Here is a 16786-nt window from a genome sequence, read left to right on the forward strand (position 1 = left end):
GCCCCGGTGGTTCGTCGCCACTCACCGATGATGTCCCGCCGTTCCCGCTCAGCGCGGAAAGACCTCGAACTTCGGGGACTTGTTGGTGAGCGACGGCGGCACCCGGTAGTGGCGGAGAGTGAAGCCCATCATCTCCCGGAACGCGGGCGCGGCGACCGCGCCGCCACCGCCGCCGGGGCTCCACACGAAGACCGCCACCACGTACCGGGGGTTCTCCGCCGGGGCCATGCCGATGAACGAGCCGACCTCGCCGGGCTGGAGCTTGCCGCCGTCGTAGCGCAGCCCGGTGCCGGTCTTGCCGGCCACCCGGTAGCCGGGCACGGCGGCGGCCAGTCCGGTCCCCTGGCCGTCCGGGCCGTCGACGGTGGTGACCGCCTCCATCATCTGGCGCAGCGCCGCCGCGTTGGCCGGGCTGAGCACCGACCGGGTGGTGGGCGCCGCGGCGGGGCTGCGCTCGCCGTCCGCGCCGATGGTCTCCTTGACCAGGTGCGGCTGCACGTACGTGCCGTTGTTGGCGATCGTGGCGTACGCGGCGGCCATCTGCAGCGGCGTGGCGTCCACGCTGTGCCCGATCGGCACCGACCCGTACGCCGAGCCGCTCCACTGGTCCGGCGGGAGCAGCCGGCCGGGCGCCTCACCGGGCATGCCCTCACCCGTGGCCTGGCCCAGCCCGAACCGCTTCTGGTAGTCGAACAGCCGTTCCTTGCCCAGTTTCTCGGCGATCTCGATGGTGCCGACGTTCGACGAGAAGGCGAGCATGCCGGGGATGCTCATGGTGCGGCCGCCGACCGGGTGTGTGTCGCGGAAGGTGACACCGCCCCGCACGATCGTGTTCGCCACCGGGAACGAGGTCTCCGGCGTGATCACGCCCTCCTGGAGGGCCGCGCCGTACGTGATCGCCTTGTGGATCGATCCGGGGTCGACCACGAACGTGGTGGCCGCGTCGTCCCGGTCGGCCGGCGAGGTGACCTTGGTGGGGTTGGCCGCGTCGTACGTGGGCTGGCTGGCCTGCGCCAGCACCTCACCGCTCGGCACCTCGATGATCACCGCCGCGCCGACGCTGCCCTTCACCTTCGCCGTCTGCCGGGCAAGGATCCGCTGCGTCATGAACTGGAGGTCCCGGTCGACGGTGAGCTTCAGCGAGCTGCCCGGCTGCGGCTGGGTGGTGCGGCTGTAGCCGCCCGGGATGGGTGCGGCCAGGTCGCCCAGGCCCACCTCGTAGGTCCGTTTGCCGGCCTGCCCGCGCAGCACGTCGTCGTACTTGGCCTCCAGGCCCTCCAGGCCGTTCATGTCCTGGCTGACGAAGCCGATCAGGTTGGCGGCCAGGTCGCCGCCGGGCACCTCGCGGCGCTCGTCGCGGTGCACGTTGATGCCGGCCAGCTCCAACGCCATGATCTTCTTCGCGGTGCTGATCTCGACACCACGGGCCAGGTAGACGAACTGCGACGGGGTGTCGCTGCCGGGCAGGGTGCGCTCGCGCATCTTCTCGGCCAGGTCGGAGGCGGGCATCCCGAGCAGCGGGGAGAGCAGGCGCGCGGTGGCGAACCGGTCCTTGACCCGGGTCGGGTCGGCGAACACGTACCGGGCCTCGACGCTGTGCGCCAGCGGCTCTCCGCCGCGGTCGAGGATCGCCCCGCGCGCGGCGGGCAGCTCGACCACGGCGAGCCGGTTGGGCAGGCCGCCGTCGGCGTACGCCGGGGTGTCCACGGTCTGGAGGTAGACCAGCCGCACGCCGATGCTGGCGAACAGCGCCAGCGCCAGCACGGTGCCGAGCCGCAGGCGTCGGCGCGGGTCGCCCAGCCGCGGCGGCCGGCGCGGCTTGCGGACCGGGCGGCGGGGCTGGGCGGCCGGGCGGCGCGGCTGGGACCGGCGGCGCGGCGGCGGCGCGTCGTCCTCGTCGTCGAACGGTTCCCGCACCGGCCGGGACGAGACGGTCCGCACCACGCCGGCCCGGCCGCCCGCGGCGGTGGACCGGCGGCCGGACCGGGCGCCGTCGGTGGCGGGCTCGCGCGTGCCGGCCCGCCCGGCCCGGCCGCCGTCGAGCACCTGCAACGCGGGCCGGAACGGGTCGCCGGACCGGTTGCTCCGGGGGGTACGCCGTTGCTCGGCGCCGCCGCCCTCGCGCACGGTCCGCCCGCGCGGGGTGTACGCGCGGGCGTCGGAGATCCCGCCGAGGCCCGGCTCGCGCGGCTCCGACCCCCGCGACGATCCGCGCCGGGAGCCAGTGGCGTCCCGGCGCGGATCCTCCGATCTCGGCGGCATCGCTCAGCCTCCGTTGCCCTGCTGGCTGGTGACCGACGGGGCGCCCTGCGCGGGGTGCGGCACCCCGATGGTCTGCCCGTCCGGCAGCCGGATGTACGCCGGGTCCTCGGACTCGACCAGGCCGAGCTTGCGGGCGTTCGCGGTGAGGTTGCCGGGCGCCTTCTGCTCGGCGATCTGCTTCTTCAGCTCCTGCTCGTCGACGTTCAGCTTGTTCTGCTGCTGCTGGAGCTTCTCCAGCTTGAAGGCGTTCTCGTTGATCTTGGTGTTGACGGCCAGGATGCCCAGCACCCCACCGACCACGAGCACCAGGATCAACGCGACGAAGGGCGCCCGGGGAACCCGGATCGGCGCCGGCGGGGCGACCCGCAGGCGCGGCGCCGGCGTGCCGGCGACCCGGGTACGCTCGGCCGGCCGCAGGGCGGCGCTGCCCTGCGTCGGGAACTCGCGCGCCCCCCGGGCGCGAGCCTGCTCCCGGCGGTCGGCCGCCGTCGTGTCCGGCGTGGTGCGCTGCGCCGCGGTCCGGCCCCCCGACCGCGGTGCGCGCTGCCCGACGGCTCCCCGGCCGTCGCGCTTCTCGACGTTCATGTCCCCTCCCCCTCCTCGTCCGTCCCGTTCGCGTCCCCCGGGGCCGACCGCGGGTCCTCGTCGGACCCCGGTGACCCCGTCCCCGGTTGGTGCATCGCCTTCACCCGGCGGCGGTACCGTTCGCGGTCGGTACGCCCCTGCCGGGCCGCCTCCGGGTCGAGCCGTTCCGCTGCTCTCAGCCGTACCGAGGCGGCACGCGGGTTCGCGGCCACCTCCGCCTCCCCGGGCAGCTCGGCGCCCCGGCTCAACAGCCGGAACGTCGGGCCCGACCCGGGCAGTTCGACCGGGAGGTCGATCGGGCCCTTACTGCGGACCCGGTCGGCGAGCGCCTGCTTGGTGAGCCGGTCCTCCAGCGAGTGGTAGGACAGGACCACCATGCGGCCGCCCACTGTGAGCTTGTCGAGAGCAGCCGGCAGCGCCGTCTCCAGCGCTGCCAGTTCTCTGTTTACCTCGATCCGCAAAGCCTGAAACGTTCTCTTTGCCGGGTGTCCACCGGTTCGTCGGGCCGGTGCCGGAATGGCGTCGCGGACCAGCTCGGCCAGCCGGGCCGAGGACGTGATCCGGGTCCGCTCCCGCTCCCGGATGATCGCCGAGGCGATCTTTCCGGCGAACTTCTCCTCGCCGTACACCCGCAGCAGGCGGGCCAGGTCCGGGTGGGAGTAGGTGTTCACCACCTCCTCGGCGGTCACCCCCCGGGTCTGGTCCATCCGCATGTCCAGCGGCGCGTCCTGCGCGTAGGCGAACCCGCGGTCGGGCGCGTCGAGTTGCAGGGACGAGACGCCGAGGTCGAACAGCACCCCGTCGATCGCCGGGTAACCGAGCCGGTCGAGCACCTCGGGCAGCTCGTCGTAGACGGCGTGCTCCAGGTGGATCCGGTCGGCGAACCGGGCCAGGCGGACCCGCGCGTGGGCCAGCGCCTCGGTGTCCCGGTCCAGGCCGATCAGCACCGTGTCCGGGTGCGCCGTGAGCACCGCCTCGGCGTGCCCGGCCAGGCCGAGCGTGGCGTCGACGTGCACGGTGCGACCGGGCCGGCCCAGTGCGGGGGCCAGCAGCTCGAGACACCGCTCGAGCAGCACCGGCACGTGCGTGCCGCGTAGCTCCCCCATGTCGACCCCCACCCCGTTCGCCAGCCGTTCCGTCACGTGTCCGTCGTCGCCACGACGCCTCGCCATACCGCCAGATCCCCATCCGCTCCCGCCCGCCGGAGGCCGCGGCCCTCCGTGTCGGATCGTGCGCCTGGCACCGGGGAAGGGGTGCCAGGAACTCGAAAGCGGCTGGAGATCTCGCAGTACGTCGGGCGCCGTCACGCCCTACAGACCGCCGGGCAGCACCCCCTCCTCGATGTCGGCGAAGTCGTCTTCGCTCTCCGCGAGGTAGGCCTCCCAGGCCGCCCTGTCCCAGATCTCCACCCGGGTGCTCGCTCCGATCACGACCAGATCCCGGTCCAGTGCCGCGTACGACCGCAGGTGGCCGGGAATCGTGACCCGCCCCTGCTTGTCCGGCACCTCGTCGTGCGCGCTGGCGAAGAAGACCCGGCTGTAGGCCCGGGCCGCCTTGCTCGTCATCGGCTGCGCGCGCAACTGGTCGGCGATCCGCTGGAACTCGGGCATCGGGAAGACGTAGAGGCAGCGCTCCTGCCCTTTGGTGATCACGACACCCCCCGCCAGTTCGTCCCGGAACTTCGCCGGAAGGATCAACCGGCCTTTGTCGTCCAGGCGCGGAGTGTGGGTGCCGAGGAACATCGGCCCAACCCCCTCGCCCTGAGCGGCGTTCGCGGCGCCGCTGACCCCCCGGGCCGGTGTGGCCCTCCCGGCCTCACCATCGCGCCCCACTCTACTCCACTTCCCTCCACCTGCAACCAGAATCGCCCGCGTGGCGTGGCGTTTCGGCGCGCAAAACCGCACGTCAACGCGGGTGGGGCCGAGTGGAGGGGGTGGAGGGCGCCCCACACCGTCCGCTACCCGACATCGACCGCCGCCGTCCGGCCCGGCGCGCTCCGGCCGTCCGCCGCGCCGTCCCCGGCCGAACGGTTCGCCGTCGGCGGCGATCTGGTGGAGGTGGCGGTCCGGTAACCTCGCTCGCGTGACGGACGCGAAGATGCCCTTGCGGGCGAAGGTGGCCAGCTCCGTGTCGCGCACCGCCGCGGCGCTGTCGCGGGCCGCGGGTCGCGGCGACGGCTCGGTGATCGGCGGCTGGATCGGCCTCAAGATCGACCCGGACCTGCTCGCCCACCTCTCGGCCGGGCGCGCGATCGCCCTGGTGTCCGGCACCAACGGCAAGACCACCACGACCCGGCTCACCACCGCCGCGGTCGGCGTGCTCGGCCGGGTCGCCACCAACTCCTTCGGCGCGAACATGCCCACCGGCCACACCTCGGCGCTCGCAAAGGCCGGCAGCACGCCGTACGCGGTGCTGGAGGTGGACGAGCACTACCTCGCCCAGGTGCTGGAGGCGACCGAGCCGCACGTGGTGGCGCTGCTCAATCTCTCCCGCGACCAGCTCGACCGCGCCAAGGAGGTCGCCATGATGGCGCAGCTCTGGCGCGCCGCCCTGGTCCGGCACCCGCGGATACGGGTGGTCGCCAACGCCGACGACCCGATGGTGGTGTGGGCCGCCTGCCCGCCGGCCGACCCGGCCCAGGGCCACGTGCCGCCGCACGTCACCTGGTTCAGCGCCGGGCAGCGCTGGCACGACGACTCCTGGGTCTGCCCCGAGTGCGGCTCCACCATCCAGCGCTCCGGTGAGCAGTGGTGGTGCACCGGCTGCCCGCTGCGCCGTCCCGAGCCGAACTGGACGGTCGAGGACGACGGCGTGCTCGACCCCACAGGCGCCTGGCACAAGATCCAGCTCCAGCTCCCCGGCAAGGTCAACCTGGGCAACGCGGCCACCGCCCTCGCCGTCGCCGCCGAGTTCGGCGTACGCCCGGTGGACGCGGTCTCCCGGCTCGGCAGCGTCACCTCGGTGGCCGGCCGCTACGCCCAGGTGGACCGCGACGGGCGCAACATCCGGCTGCTGCTGGCGAAGAACCCGGCGAGCTGGCTGGAGGCGTTCGACATGGCCGACGTCGCGCCGACACTGCTGTCCATAAACGCCCGCGACCCCGACGGGCTGGACACCTCCTGGCTGTTCGACGTGGACTTCTCCCCGCTGATCGGCCGGCAGGTGCTGATCACCGGTGACCGGGCGTACGACCTGGCGGTGCGGCTGGAGGTCAACGGCGTGCCGTTCCAGCACGTACGCGCCTTCGACGAGGCGGTCCGCGCGGTGCCGCCGGGCCGGCTGGAGGTCATCGCCAACTACACCGCCTTCCAGGACATCCGAGCGGAGCTGGACCGTGTCAACTGAGAGCCTGCGCATCGTCTGGATCTATCCCGACCTGCTGTCCACGTACGGCGACCGGGGCAACATGCTGATCCTGGCCCGCCGGGCCCAGCTGCGCGGCATGCCGGTCGAGGTGCTGGAGGTCCGCTCCGACCAGCGGCTGCCCGCCACCGCCGACATCTACCTCATCGGCGGCGGCGAGGACGGCCCGCAGGCGCTCGGCGCCCAGCGCCTGATCGCCGACGGCGGCCTGCACCGGGCGGTGGCCCAGGGTTCGGTGGTGTTCGGCGTCTGCGCCGGCTACCAGCTGCTCGGCACCTCCTTCTTCGCCAAGGGCACCCGCTGCGCCGGGCTGGAACTGCTCGACCTCTCCTCCGACCGGGGCCCCACCCGCGCGGTCGGCGAGCTGGCCGGCGAGGTCGACCCGCGGCTGGGCATCCCGCACCTGTCCGGCTTCGAGAACCACGGCGGCCGTACCCACCTCGGCCCGGGCGTGTCCCCGCTGGCCCGGGTCACCGCCGGGGTCGGCAACGACGGCGCCACCGAGGGCGCGTGGCGGGGCAAACTGCTGGGCACCTACTCGCACGGCCCGGCGCTGGCCCGCAACCCGGACCTGGCCGACCTGCTGCTGCGCTGGGCGACCGGCATCCACCAGCTGCCCCCGCTCGACGACACCTGGGCCGACCGGCTCCGCTCCGAGCGCCGCGCCGCGGTGGCCGCCGCACCGAGGCCGTGACCGACGCCGCCCGGCCGGGGCGGCGACCGGTGGCCCGCCGGCTCGCCGGGTTGCTGCGGCAACCCTCGGCGCGCCGGTTCGGGCTGCTCCTGCTGCTGCTCGCCGGGTTCGGCGTGACGCTGCTGCTGGTGCCCCGGCCGGACCCGGCCGACCTGCCCCGGCTCGCCGACTCGCTCGGCGGCTACGGCCCGCCCGCGGCGGTGATCGGCGGCGCGCTGCTGCTGGTGGCGCTGGTGCCGCGCACGTTCGTCACGCTGGCGGCGGGCGCGATCTTCGGCCCGGTGCAGGGTGCCGCGTACGCGCTCGGCGCGGCGCTGCTCGCGGCGGCCATCGGCTTCACCGTCGGCCGGGTGCTCGGCCGCGACTTCGTCGCCGAGCGGGTGCGCGGCCGGCTGGCCCGCCTGGACGGCTGGTTCGCCCGGCAGAGCGTCTTCGGCGTGGTCACCGTACGGCTGCTGCCGATCGCCGGGTTCGGTCTGGTCAGCTACGGCTACGGCACCACCGCCGCCCGGGTGCTGCCGTTCCTGACCGGCAGCGTGATCGCCTCCGCCCCCACCGCCGTCGGGTACGCGGCGATCGGCGCGGCGGTGACCACGCCCGGCTCGATCAACTGGTACGCGGCCGCGCCGGCGAGCCTCGGCCTGATCGCCAGCGTGCTGATCATCCACCGCTGGTGGCGGGCCGAGCGGCGGCGCCGGTCCGAGCCGGCATGACCGGCGGTGGGCGTGCCCCCGATGTGGACACGCCCACCGGCCGGGTCAGGCGACGACCGAGACCATCCGGCCCTTCACCACGATCACCTTGCGCGGCTCCTTGCCGGCCAGCGTGCCGGCCACCGCCTCCAGCGCCGCCGCGCGCACGGTCTCCTCGGTCGCGTCGGCCGGCACCTCGACCCGGCCGCGGACCTTGCCGTTCACCTGAACCGGGTACGTGACCGACTCGGCCACCAGCAGGGCCGGGTCGGCGACCGGGAAGTCCGCGTACGCCAGTGAGTGCTCGTGGCCCAGCTTGTGCCACAGTTCCTCGGCCATGTGCGGGGCGAACGGCGCGACCATCAGCACCAGCGGCTCGGCCACCTCGCGCGGGGTACGCGCCAGCCGGGTCAGGCCGTTGGTCAGCTCGATCAGCTTGGCGATGGCGGTGTTGAACCGGATCCCGTCCATGTCGGCGCGGACCCCGTCGATCGCCTTGTGCAGCAGCCGCCGGGTCGCCTCGTCGGCCGGCTCGTCGGTGACCCGCAGCTGGCCGGTCTGCTCGTCGACGACGGTGCGCCAGACCCGCTGCAGGAAGCGGTACGAGCCGACCACCGCCCGGGTCTCCCACGGGCGGGACACCTCCAGCGGGCCCATCGACATCTCGTACACCCGGAACGTGTCCGCGCCGTACGCCGCGCACATGTCGTCGGGCGTGACGACGTTCTTCAGCGACTTGCCCATCTTGCCGTACTCGCGCCGCACCTCGGTCTCGCCGTGGAACCAGCGGCCGTCGACCTCGACGACCTCCTCGGCGGGCACGTACGCGCCGCGCGGGTCGACGAACGCGTACGCCTGGATCATGCCCTGGTTGAACAGGCGGCGGAACGGCTCGAACGACGAGACGTGGCCCAGGTCGTACAGCACCTTGTGCCAGAAGCGGGCGTACAGCAGGTGCAGCACGGCGTGCTCGGCGCCGCCGACGTACAGGTCGGTGCCACCGCAGTCGCCCGCGCCGCGCGGCCCCATCCAGTACGCCTCGTTCTCCGGGTCGGCGAAGCGCTGCGAGTCGGTCGGGTCCAGGTAGCGCAGCTCGTACCAGCAGGAGCCGGCCCACTGCGGCATCACGTTCGTCTCGCGGGTGTAGCGCTTGGGCCCGTCACCCAGGTCCAGCTCCACCTCCACCCAGTCACGCCGCCGCGACAGCGGGGTCTCCGGATCGCTGTCGGCGTCGTCGGCGTCGAACGTCTTCGGCGAGAAGTCCTCCACCTCGGGCAGCTCGACCGGCAGCATCGACTCGGGCAGCGCGATCGGCGCCCCGGTCTCGTCGTACACGATCGGGAACGGCTCGCCCCAGTAGCGCTGCCGGGAGAACAGCCAGTCGCGCAGCCGCCAGGTGACCGCGCCGGCGCCGTGCCCGCTGGCCTCCAGCCACTCGATGATGCGCGCCTTCGCGTCGGTGACGCCCAGGCCGTCCAGGTCGATGCCGCGATCCGGCGCGGCGCTGTTGATCGCCGGGCCGTCCCCGGTGTACGCCTTGCCGTCGAAGCCCTCCGGCGGCTGCACGGTCCGCACGATCGGCAGCTCGAAGACCTCGGCGAAGGCCCAGTCCCGCTCGTCCTGGGCGGGTACCGCCATGATCGCGCCGGTGCCGTACCCGGCCAGCACGTAGTCGGCGATGAAGATCGGGATCTGCCCGCCGGTCACCGGGTTGGTGGCGTAGGCGCCGACGAAGACGCCGGTCTTCTCCTTGCTGTCCGCCTGCCGCTCCACGTCCGTCTTGGCCGAGGCGGCCTTCCGGTACGCCTCGACGGCCTCACGCGGGCCGGCGTGCCCGCCGGTCCAGGCGTCCTTCGTGCCCTCCGGCCAGGCGGCCGGCGTCAGCACGTCGACCAGCTCGTGCTCGGGCGCCAGCACCATGTAGGTGGCGCCGAAGACGGTGTCCGGCCGGGTGGTGAACACCCGCACCGGGGCCGCGTCCGTCGGGAAGTCGATGTGCGCGCCGGTCGACCGGCCGATCCAGTTGCGCTGCTGCAGCTTGATCGGCTCGGGCCAGTCCAGTGTGTCCAGGTCCTCCAGCAGCCGGTCCCCGTACGCGGTGATCCGCATCATCCACTGCTTCAGGTTGCGCTTGAAGACCGGGAAGTTGCCGCGCTCGGAGCGGCCGTCGGCGGTGACCTCCTCGTTGGCCACCACGGTGCCCAGGCCCGGGCACCAGTTCACCGGCGCCTCCGAGACGTACGCCAGCCGGTGGTCGTCGACGACGCGCCGCCGCTCCCCCACGGACAGCTCGGCCCACGGGCGCCCGTCGGGGGTGGCACGGGTGCCGCCCTCGAACTCGGCGATCAGCTCGGCGATCGGCCGGGCCTTCTTCGCATCCGCGTCGTACCAGGAGTTGAAGATCTGCAGGAAGATCCACTGGGTCCAGCGGTAGAAGTCGGTGTCGATGGTCGCCACCGAACGCCGCTCGTCGTGGCCCAGCCCCAGCCGGCGCAGCTGCGCCTTGAACCGCTCGATGTTGGCCTCGGTGGTGGTCCGGGGGTGGGTGCCGGTCTGCACCGCGTACTGCTCGGCGGGCAGGCCGAACGCGTCGAAGCCCATCGCGTGCAGCACGTTGCGCCCGGCCATCCGCTGGTAGCGGGCGTAGCAGTCGGTGCCGATGTAACCCAGCGGGTGCCCGACGTGCAGGCCGGCGCCCGACGGGTACGGGAACATGTCCAGCACGTACAGCTTCTCGGCGCCCGCGCGCGGGTGACCCGGGTCGGCCAGCGGGCCGGCGGGGTTCGGGGCGTGGAAGGTGCCGTCGCGCTCCCAGGTGTCCTGCCAGCGGTGCTCGATCTCGTCGGCCAGGGCGGCGGTGTACCGGAACGGGGGAATGTCGGTCGCCGGTGCGGCTGCCTCACTCATGGCGTCTCCTCGGCGCGGATCGATACGAAATATGTGGGCGGTCTGCTGCGGGCACAAAAAAGCCCCTCGCGCAGGAGGGGCGGCCGTGCTGTCGCGCTTTTCAGCGCATCAACACGGCTCGGTAAGAAGCAGGAAGAACCCGGCCATGCACGCAGTGTACCTCGCGCCTCTCCGCACCCGCGCGCCAGTTCCGGCCCCGCGCCGGTCCCCCGGTCTGGCGAATATTCCGGGCGTAACCGACCGACCACCTGCGGGAGTCGGCGATAACGACAAACATGGTTAGCCTGAGAGGCCAGTGAGATTACTGCGGCAGACGTGGCTCGGCGTCGCGAACCCAACGGCGGGTCCAGGTGCTCTATAAAAAGCTGCCGTCCAGGCGACGAGGAGGAGGCCCGTGACACAACAGACCTGGGACGAGGTGGGCGGTCTGCTGCCGCACGACGAGTTCCGCGCCGCCAGCGAGGCCATCGTGGCCAACATCGAGCAGGTCATCGAGGGCAAGACCGCCACCGTCCGGCTCGCCCTGGCGGTGCTGCTGGCCGAGGGTCACCTGCTCATCGAGGACGTGCCCGGCGTCGGCAAGACCAAGCTCGCCAAGGCGATGGCCCGCTCCATCGACTGCTCGGTCCGGCGGATCCAGTTCACCCCCGACCTGCTTCCCAGCGACGTCACCGGCGTCAGCGTCTACAACCAGGAGACGCACGACTTCGAGTTCCGCCCCGGCGCGGTCTTCGCCAACCTGGTCGTCGGCGACGAGATCAACCGGGCCTCGCCGAAGACCCAGTCGGCGCTGCTGGAGTGCATGGAGGAACGGCAGGTCACAGTCGACGGGGTCACCTACCAGTTGCAGACGCCGTTCATGGTGATCGCGACGCAGAACCCGATCGAGATGGAGGGGACCTACCCGCTGCCCGAGGCGCAGCGGGACCGGTTCACCGCCCGGATCGCCATGGGCTACCCGGACCCGCGGGCCGAGCTGGCGATGCTCGACGGGCACGGCGCCACCGACCCGCTGCCGGGGCTGCGGCCGGTCTCCGACGCGGCCACCGTCCGCCGGCTGATCGGCCACGTCCGGCAGGTGCACGTCGCCGACGCCGTCAAGCAGTACGCGATCGACCTGGTCACCGCCACCCGGGAGGCACCCGACCTGCGCCTCGGCGCGTCCCCGCGCGCCACGCTCCAGTTGCTGCGCACCGCCCGCGCGGTGGCCGCCCTGGAGGGCCGCGACTACGTCCTTCCGGACGACCTCCAGGTCCTCGCGGTGCCGGTACTGGCGCACCGGATCATCCCCACCGCCGACGCGCAACTGGCCCGGCGCACCACCGACGCGATCGTCTCCGAGCTGGTGCACCGCCTGCCGCTCCCGCACGACCGGCAGCGCTCGCCGTACGACACCCGGCCCGGCGGCGGCAACAACAGCCGCGGGCCGTACGAGCCGCGGAGGCCGTGACGTGCGCGACGGCCTGCGTGGGCTGACCACCCGCGGCCGCTCCTTCCTGGCGGCCGCGGTGGCCGCCGCGATCTCCGCCGGCATCCTCGGCGAGAAGGACCTGCTCCGGGTGGCGGTCCTGCTCGCCGTGCTGCCGCTGCTGGCCGCCGCGTACGTCGGGCGCAGCCGGTACAAGCTGGCCTGCAACAGGTCGCTGGAGCCGCACCGGGTGCCGGTCGGGGCCAGCTCCCGGGTGGTGCTGCGGTTGCAGAACCTGTCCCGGCTGCCCACCGGCACGCTGCTGCTGGAGGACCGCCTGCCGTACGCGCTGGGCAGCCGCCCCCGGGTGGTGCTGGAACGGCTCGGCGCGCACCAGGCCAGCTCGGTGGCGTACACGGTCCGGGCGGACGTGCGGGGCCGCTACGAGGTCGGGCCGCTGGTGATCCGGCTGACCGACCCGTTCGGACTGTGCGAGCTGACCCGGTCGTTCCCCAGCACCGACCACCTCACGGTGATCCCGCAGGTCACCCCGCTGCCGTCGGTGCGGCTCCCCGGTGAGTACGCGGGCAGCGGCGACAGCCGGGCCCGCTCGGTGGCGGTGCACGGCGAGGACGACGCCGCCACCCGGGAGTACCGGATGGGCGACGACCTGCGCCGGGTGCACTGGAAGTCCACCGCCCGCACCGGTGAGCTGATGGTGCGCCGTGAGGAGCAGCCGTGGGAGAGCCGCGCCACGGTGGTGCTCGACACCCGCGCCGGCGGGCACCGGGGCGAGGGCCCGACGGCAAGCTTCGAGTGGGCGGTCTCGGCGGCGGCCAGCGTCGCCGTGCACCTGCGCGAGGCCGGCTACAAGCTGCGGCTGGTCACCGGCAACGGCGCCGACGTCGGGGCCACCGAGGCCGGCGGTGAGGGACTGCTCCTCGACCACCTCGCCGACGTGCACCTGGACCGGCGCGGCGAGATCACCACGCTGGTGCAGCAGGTCCGGCAGCGGGCCGACGGCGGTCTGATCATCGCGCTGCTCGGCACGCTCGGCGCCGCCGAGGCGGAACTGCTGGCCGGCTTGCGCGGCAACGGCGCAACCTGTGTGGCGTTCCTGCTGGACAGCAACACCTGGCTCAACCTGCCACCGAACGCCCGGGCCGAAGCGGAGCGGGCACACGGCGCCGCCGCGCTCGCGCTGCTGCAGAGCGGCTGGCGGGTCATCGGGGTGGAGCACGGCACGCGCCTGCCGATGGTGTGGCCGCAGGCCGGACGGGGCTCGCAGGGCTTCGCGCTGCGAGCGGCCATGGCCGAGACGGTGGCCGGCGGACGACGATGACCGGAAGGATGTCCCTGTGACCCCGCACCGCAACATCGGGTTCGTCGCCGCGGCGGCGACGCTGCTGGCGGCGGCACCGCTGTCGGCGATCTTCGAACGCTGGACCTGGCTGATCCAGGCCGCCGTCGTGGTCGCCGTGGTGGCCGGCTCGGCCGCGTTGAGCCGCCTGGGCCGGTTCCCGCTGTGGGGGCAGGTGCTCGCCATGCTGGCCGGGCTGACCCTGGGCCTGACGTGGGTCTTCCCCGGCGGCACCGAACTGCTCGCGTTCGTGCCGACCCCTGCGACGTTCGCCCACTTCGGCGACCTGCTCCAGGCGTCGTTGCAGGACATGCGCTCGTACGGCGTGAAGGTGCCGGACGTCGACTCGCTGCTGTTCCTCGCGGTGCTCGGCATCGGCGCGGTGGCGGTGGTGGTGGACGTGCTCGCGGTCGGGTTGCGCCGGCCCGCGCTGGCCGGCCTGCCGATGCTCGCCATCTACTCGGTGCCGGTCGCGGTGTACGTGGACAGCGTCCCGGCCACCCCGTTCGTGGTGGGCGCCGCCGGTTACCTCTGGCTGCTGGTCACCGACAACGTGGACCGGGTACGCCGGTTCGGCCGCCGGTTCACCGGCGAGGGGCGGGACGTGGACGTCTGGGAGGCGTCCCCGCTGGCCGCGGCGGGACGACGGCTCGCGGTGGTCGGCGTGATCGTGGCGGTGGCGCTGCCGCTCGCGGTGCCCGGGATGACCGGCGGCCTGATGAACAACGTCGGCAACGGGCCCGGCGACGGCAGCGGGCGGCCGGGCCAGGGCGGCAGTTCGGGCCGGGTCGACCTGTTCGCGGCGCTCAGCGGCCAGCTCAACCAGAGTGAGGAAGTCGAGCTGGTCAAGGTCAGCACCGACGAGACGACGCCGTTCTACCTGCGCCTGGGCGTGGTCGACGACCTTCGGCCGAGCGGCTTCCAGGCACGCGTGCCGACCGGGCGGCCGATCACCCGGCCGCTGCCCGACCCGAGGGAACGCGCCGTGCGCGGCGTGGAGCAGCAGCGCTACCGCGCCACGGTCGAGGTGACGAAGAACCTCAACATGCCGTTGCTGCCGGTCTACGCCGAGCCGGTCAAGACCGACGACCTCAACGGCAACTGGCTGTACGACCCGAACCAGCAGGTCGTCTTCTCCAACCGGGACAACGCCCGCGGCAAGAGCTACTCGTTCGACTACGTCCGGTCCACGTTCAGCCCCACGGCGCTGCGCACCGCCCCGTCACTGCCCTCGGACAGCCCGGTGATGCGGCAGCAGACCGAGCGGCCGTCGGTCCCGGCCGTCGAGGAACTGGTCGCGCAGCTGGTGAAGAGCAAGTCGACCGACTACGACAAGGTCCGGGCGATCTACGACTACTTCTCCGTGGAGAACGGCTTCACCTACTCGCTGTCCACCCGCAACGGCAGCAGCGGTGAGGACATCACCGACTTCCTCGCCACCAAGGTCGGCTACTGCCAGCAGTACGCCGCGGCGATGGCCTGGCTGGTCCGGGCCGCCGGCATCCCCGCCCGGGTGGCGGTCGGGTTCACGAACGGCAGCAGGGCCGAGGGCGGCACGTACGTGCTGACCAACCAGAACCTGCACGCCTGGACCGAGGTCTACTTCGGCGGGATCGGCTGGGTGCCGTTCGACGCCACCCCGGCGGCGGCGGTGGCCGGCTCGGTCCGCTCGGCCTGGGCGCCGGACATCGACGCCCCCGAGGAGGTCACCCCCTCGGCCGGCAGCACCGCCGTTCCCGACGCGGCCGGCCCGTCGGCCGGGCCGAACGAGACGGACCGGCTGGACAAGGACGCCGACCAGGGCCTGGCCCTGAACCAGGGCGGCCCGGCCGAGGAGAGCCCGGTCTGGCCGTGGTGGCTGGCCGGCGCTCTGCTGGCGCTGCTGGCGCTGCTGGCCGTACCGGCCCTGCGCCGCTCCGCCCTGCGCCGCCGCCGGCGTGCCCGGACGGTCACGCCCGCGGCCACCGCGCTTCCGGTGCCGGGCCAGCGCGGCGAGACGCGGGAGGTGGTCGTCGGCGTGGACGCCGAGGCGGCCCGCGCCGACGCGCACGCCGCCTGGGACGAGCTGCTCGACACGCTCGTCGACTTCCAGGTCCGGGTGGACCGCACGGAGACCCCGCGGGCGACCGCCGAGCGGCTGGCCCGGGAGGCGCTCGCCGAGCGCGGGGACGCCGCGACCGGGGTACGCCTGCTCGGCCGCGCCGAGGAGCGCGCCCGGTACGCCCGTGACCCGCTGACCGACGCGGAGCTACAGCCGGCGCTGCGTACGGTCCGGGGCGCGCTGGCGGCCGGCGCGGACCGCCGCACCCGGCTGATGGCGGCGCTGCTGCCCCCGTCGGTGCTGCAGCGCTGGCGTACCGGCCTGGCCGAACGGTCGGCAAGGGTGGTGACCACGAGCGGCCAGGTCCGCCAGCGCCTCACGCGCTGGAGCCCGCGCCGCCTCCTGGCCGGCCGCCCCGCCCGCTGACCCCCCTCCCGGCCCCTCCCGGCCCTCCGGCCCTCCGGCCGTTCCCCCGGTGATCAAGGAGTTAGTGTCCGGATCCGGCTCTGCTGAGGACACAAACTCCTTGATCACCGGGGTGGGCCGCCTGCTCCGGTGCGGCGCACGCCCGTGCACGCCGCCTGGGCGGGTGAGGGCGGTCGACTGGACGCTTCCGCCCTGGCACCCGCGAGATCTTGGTACGAAATGGCCCCCATAGGGGCGCTTTCGTACCAAGATCTTTTCTGGGTCTTGCGATTCGGGAGGCTCGTCTTGCTGGGCAGGAAGGGGTGTCGGTGATCATGGCCGAGTGGGTGCACGCGGGAACGGAGGAGACGTCGGCAGGCGGGCGCTGCGCGACGGAAGCTCGGACGGACGGAGAACCGGCGCGCGCTGCGCGGGACGGAGGCGTGACGCCGCGCCGGACGGAAGGGGGACGGAAGCGTGACGCGGCGGAGCGGAGCGGACGGGCCACGTCCACCGGCGGAGCCGCCCCGCCGGCCGGGTCGGAGCGGGCACGACGAAGCGCGGGCCCTCGCCCGCGCATGCCACGGCGACCCGCAGCGGGTCGCTCCGGCGGCGCTTGCCAAAGGTGCCGCCGGTATCCCGCCCCCGGGTTCAGGGGCGGGACGTGATCAGCGGTGGCCCTCCGGGCGCTGCCGCCAGCGGTCCTCCATCCGGTCGAGGAAGGAGCCCCGGCGACCACCACTGCGGCCACGGGGACGACGCCGGCTCGTTGTGCCGCCGACCACGTGCAGGTCGGGCGACTGGGATCGGCGGTGCGACTGCACCGCGTAGCCCAACGAGGCCAGCATGACGACGAAACCCGCCACGGCCACCGCGGGAATCTTGATCACGGCACCGTAGATCAACAGGGCCAGACCAGCGACGACCACGCCGGCAGCGACGAGCACGCGACGCCGCGCGTGGAAACGCGGGTCGCTGGCGCGCACGGCCGAGGCGAACTTGGGGTCCTCGGCAAGCGACCGCTCGATCTGCTCGAACAGCCGCTGCTCGTGCTCCGAGAGCGGCACGG

At 73.5% G+C, this 16786-nt stretch carries 11 protein-coding genes and 1 pseudogene; 6 read left to right on the plus strand and 6 right to left on the minus strand.

Features of this window, described 5'->3' with window-relative positions; all coding sequences use genetic code 11:
• Positions 1–48 precede the first annotated feature (48 nt).
• The 4 genes from AB0B20_RS09665 to mraZ form a co-directional block, all read right to left on the minus strand.
• Positions 49–2262: a penicillin-binding protein 2 gene (locus tag AB0B20_RS09665; RefSeq protein ID WP_357469560.1), complete on the minus strand. Its 2214-nt coding sequence runs from the start codon at positions 2260–2262 to the stop codon at positions 49–51.
• Positions 2263–2265: 3 nt separating this feature from the next.
• Positions 2266–2847 (minus strand): hypothetical protein, encoded by a 582-nt coding sequence (locus AB0B20_RS09670; RefSeq protein WP_357380773.1) that lies wholly within the window; start codon positions 2845–2847, stop codon positions 2266–2268.
• Positions 2844–3953 (minus strand): 16S rRNA (cytosine(1402)-N(4))-methyltransferase RsmH, encoded by a 1110-nt coding sequence (rsmH, locus tag AB0B20_RS09675; protein WP_357381164.1) that lies wholly within the window; start codon positions 3951–3953, stop codon positions 2844–2846. Before rsmH ends, AB0B20_RS09670 begins: the two co-directional genes overlap by 4 nt.
• A gap of 204 nt (positions 3954–4157) precedes the next feature.
• Positions 4158–4589: a division/cell wall cluster transcriptional repressor MraZ gene (gene mraZ, locus AB0B20_RS09680; protein ID WP_073831045.1), complete on the minus strand. Its 432-nt coding sequence runs from the start codon at positions 4587–4589 to the stop codon at positions 4158–4160.
• Positions 4590–4944: 355 nt separating this feature from the next.
• Here mraZ and AB0B20_RS09685 point away from each other — a divergent pair, with 355 nt between their 5' ends.
• Genes AB0B20_RS09685 through AB0B20_RS09695 form a run of 3 tightly spaced genes read left to right on the plus strand, consistent with a single transcriptional unit; the run spans position 4945 to position 7617 of the window.
• Positions 4945–6192, plus strand: coding sequence for a MurT ligase domain-containing protein (locus tag AB0B20_RS09685; RefSeq protein WP_357381162.1), 1248 nt, complete (start codon positions 4945–4947; stop codon positions 6190–6192).
• Positions 6182–6904, plus strand: coding sequence for a glutamine amidotransferase (locus AB0B20_RS09690; protein ID WP_357380771.1), 723 nt, complete (start codon positions 6182–6184; stop codon positions 6902–6904). Before AB0B20_RS09685 ends, AB0B20_RS09690 begins: the two co-directional genes overlap by 11 nt.
• Positions 6901–7617, plus strand: coding sequence for a VTT domain-containing protein (locus AB0B20_RS09695; RefSeq protein ID WP_357469563.1), 717 nt, complete (start codon positions 6901–6903; stop codon positions 7615–7617). Before AB0B20_RS09690 ends, AB0B20_RS09695 begins: the two co-directional genes overlap by 4 nt.
• Positions 7618–7662: 45 nt before the next feature.
• On the opposite strand, the gene leuS is transcribed toward AB0B20_RS09695, so the two are convergent.
• A complete protein-coding gene (gene leuS / locus AB0B20_RS09700) occupies positions 7663–10503 on the minus strand; it encodes a leucine--tRNA ligase (RefSeq protein WP_357469566.1) in 2841 nt (946 codons plus the stop codon).
• Between the two features lie 394 nt (positions 10504–10897).
• Here leuS and AB0B20_RS09705 point away from each other — a divergent pair, with 394 nt between their 5' ends.
• From AB0B20_RS09705 to AB0B20_RS09715, 3 genes and pseudogenes are all read left to right on the plus strand, one after another.
• The gene (locus AB0B20_RS09705) at positions 10898–11953 is read left to right on the plus strand and encodes a MoxR family ATPase (protein WP_357380761.1); all 1056 of its coding nucleotides are present in this window, start codon (positions 10898–10900) and stop codon (positions 11951–11953) included.
• A 1-nt stretch (position 11954) separates the two neighbouring features.
• Positions 11955–13253, plus strand: a complete 1299-nt coding sequence (locus AB0B20_RS09710) for a DUF58 domain-containing protein (RefSeq protein ID WP_357380759.1) — start codon at positions 11955–11957, stop codon at positions 13251–13253.
• Positions 13250–15738, plus strand: a pseudogene (locus tag AB0B20_RS09715) (DUF3488 and transglutaminase-like domain-containing protein). The gene AB0B20_RS09710 and the pseudogene AB0B20_RS09715 overlap by 4 nt, the downstream one beginning before the upstream one ends.
• Positions 15739–16385: 647 nt before the next feature.
• Here AB0B20_RS09715 and AB0B20_RS09720 read toward each other — a convergent pair.
• On the minus strand, positions 16386–16784 hold the full coding sequence (locus AB0B20_RS09720; protein WP_357380757.1) for a DUF3040 domain-containing protein: 399 nt from the start codon (positions 16782–16784) through the stop codon (positions 16386–16388).
• Positions 16785–16786: the final 2 nt, after the last annotated feature.

This window comes from Micromonospora sp. NPDC049151, from assembly GCF_040648395.1.
Taxonomy (GTDB): Bacteria; Actinomycetota; Actinomycetes; order Mycobacteriales; family Micromonosporaceae; genus Micromonospora.

What these genes read in the sequence shown, in the direction of transcription:
- AB0B20_RS09665 (WP_357469560.1), bottom strand. Translation starts at nt 2,262, where the DNA reads ATGCCGCCGAGATCGGAGGATCCGCGCCGGGACGCCACTGGCTCCCGG.
- AB0B20_RS09670 (WP_357380773.1), bottom strand. Translation starts at nt 2,847, where the DNA reads ATGAACGTCGAGAAGCGCGACGGCCGGGGAGCCGTCGGGCAGCGCGCA.
- rsmH (WP_357381164.1), bottom strand. Translation starts at nt 3,953, where the DNA reads ATGGGGGAGCTACGCGGCACGCACGTGCCGGTGCTGCTCGAGCGGTGT.
- mraZ (WP_073831045.1), bottom strand. Translation starts at nt 4,589, where the DNA reads ATGTTCCTCGGCACCCACACTCCGCGCCTGGACGACAAAGGCCGGTTG.
- AB0B20_RS09685 (WP_357381162.1), top strand. Translation starts at nt 4,945, where the DNA reads ATGCCCTTGCGGGCGAAGGTGGCCAGCTCCGTGTCGCGCACCGCCGCG.
- leuS (WP_357469566.1), bottom strand. Translation starts at nt 10,503, where the DNA reads ATGAGTGAGGCAGCCGCACCGGCGACCGACATTCCCCCGTTCCGGTAC.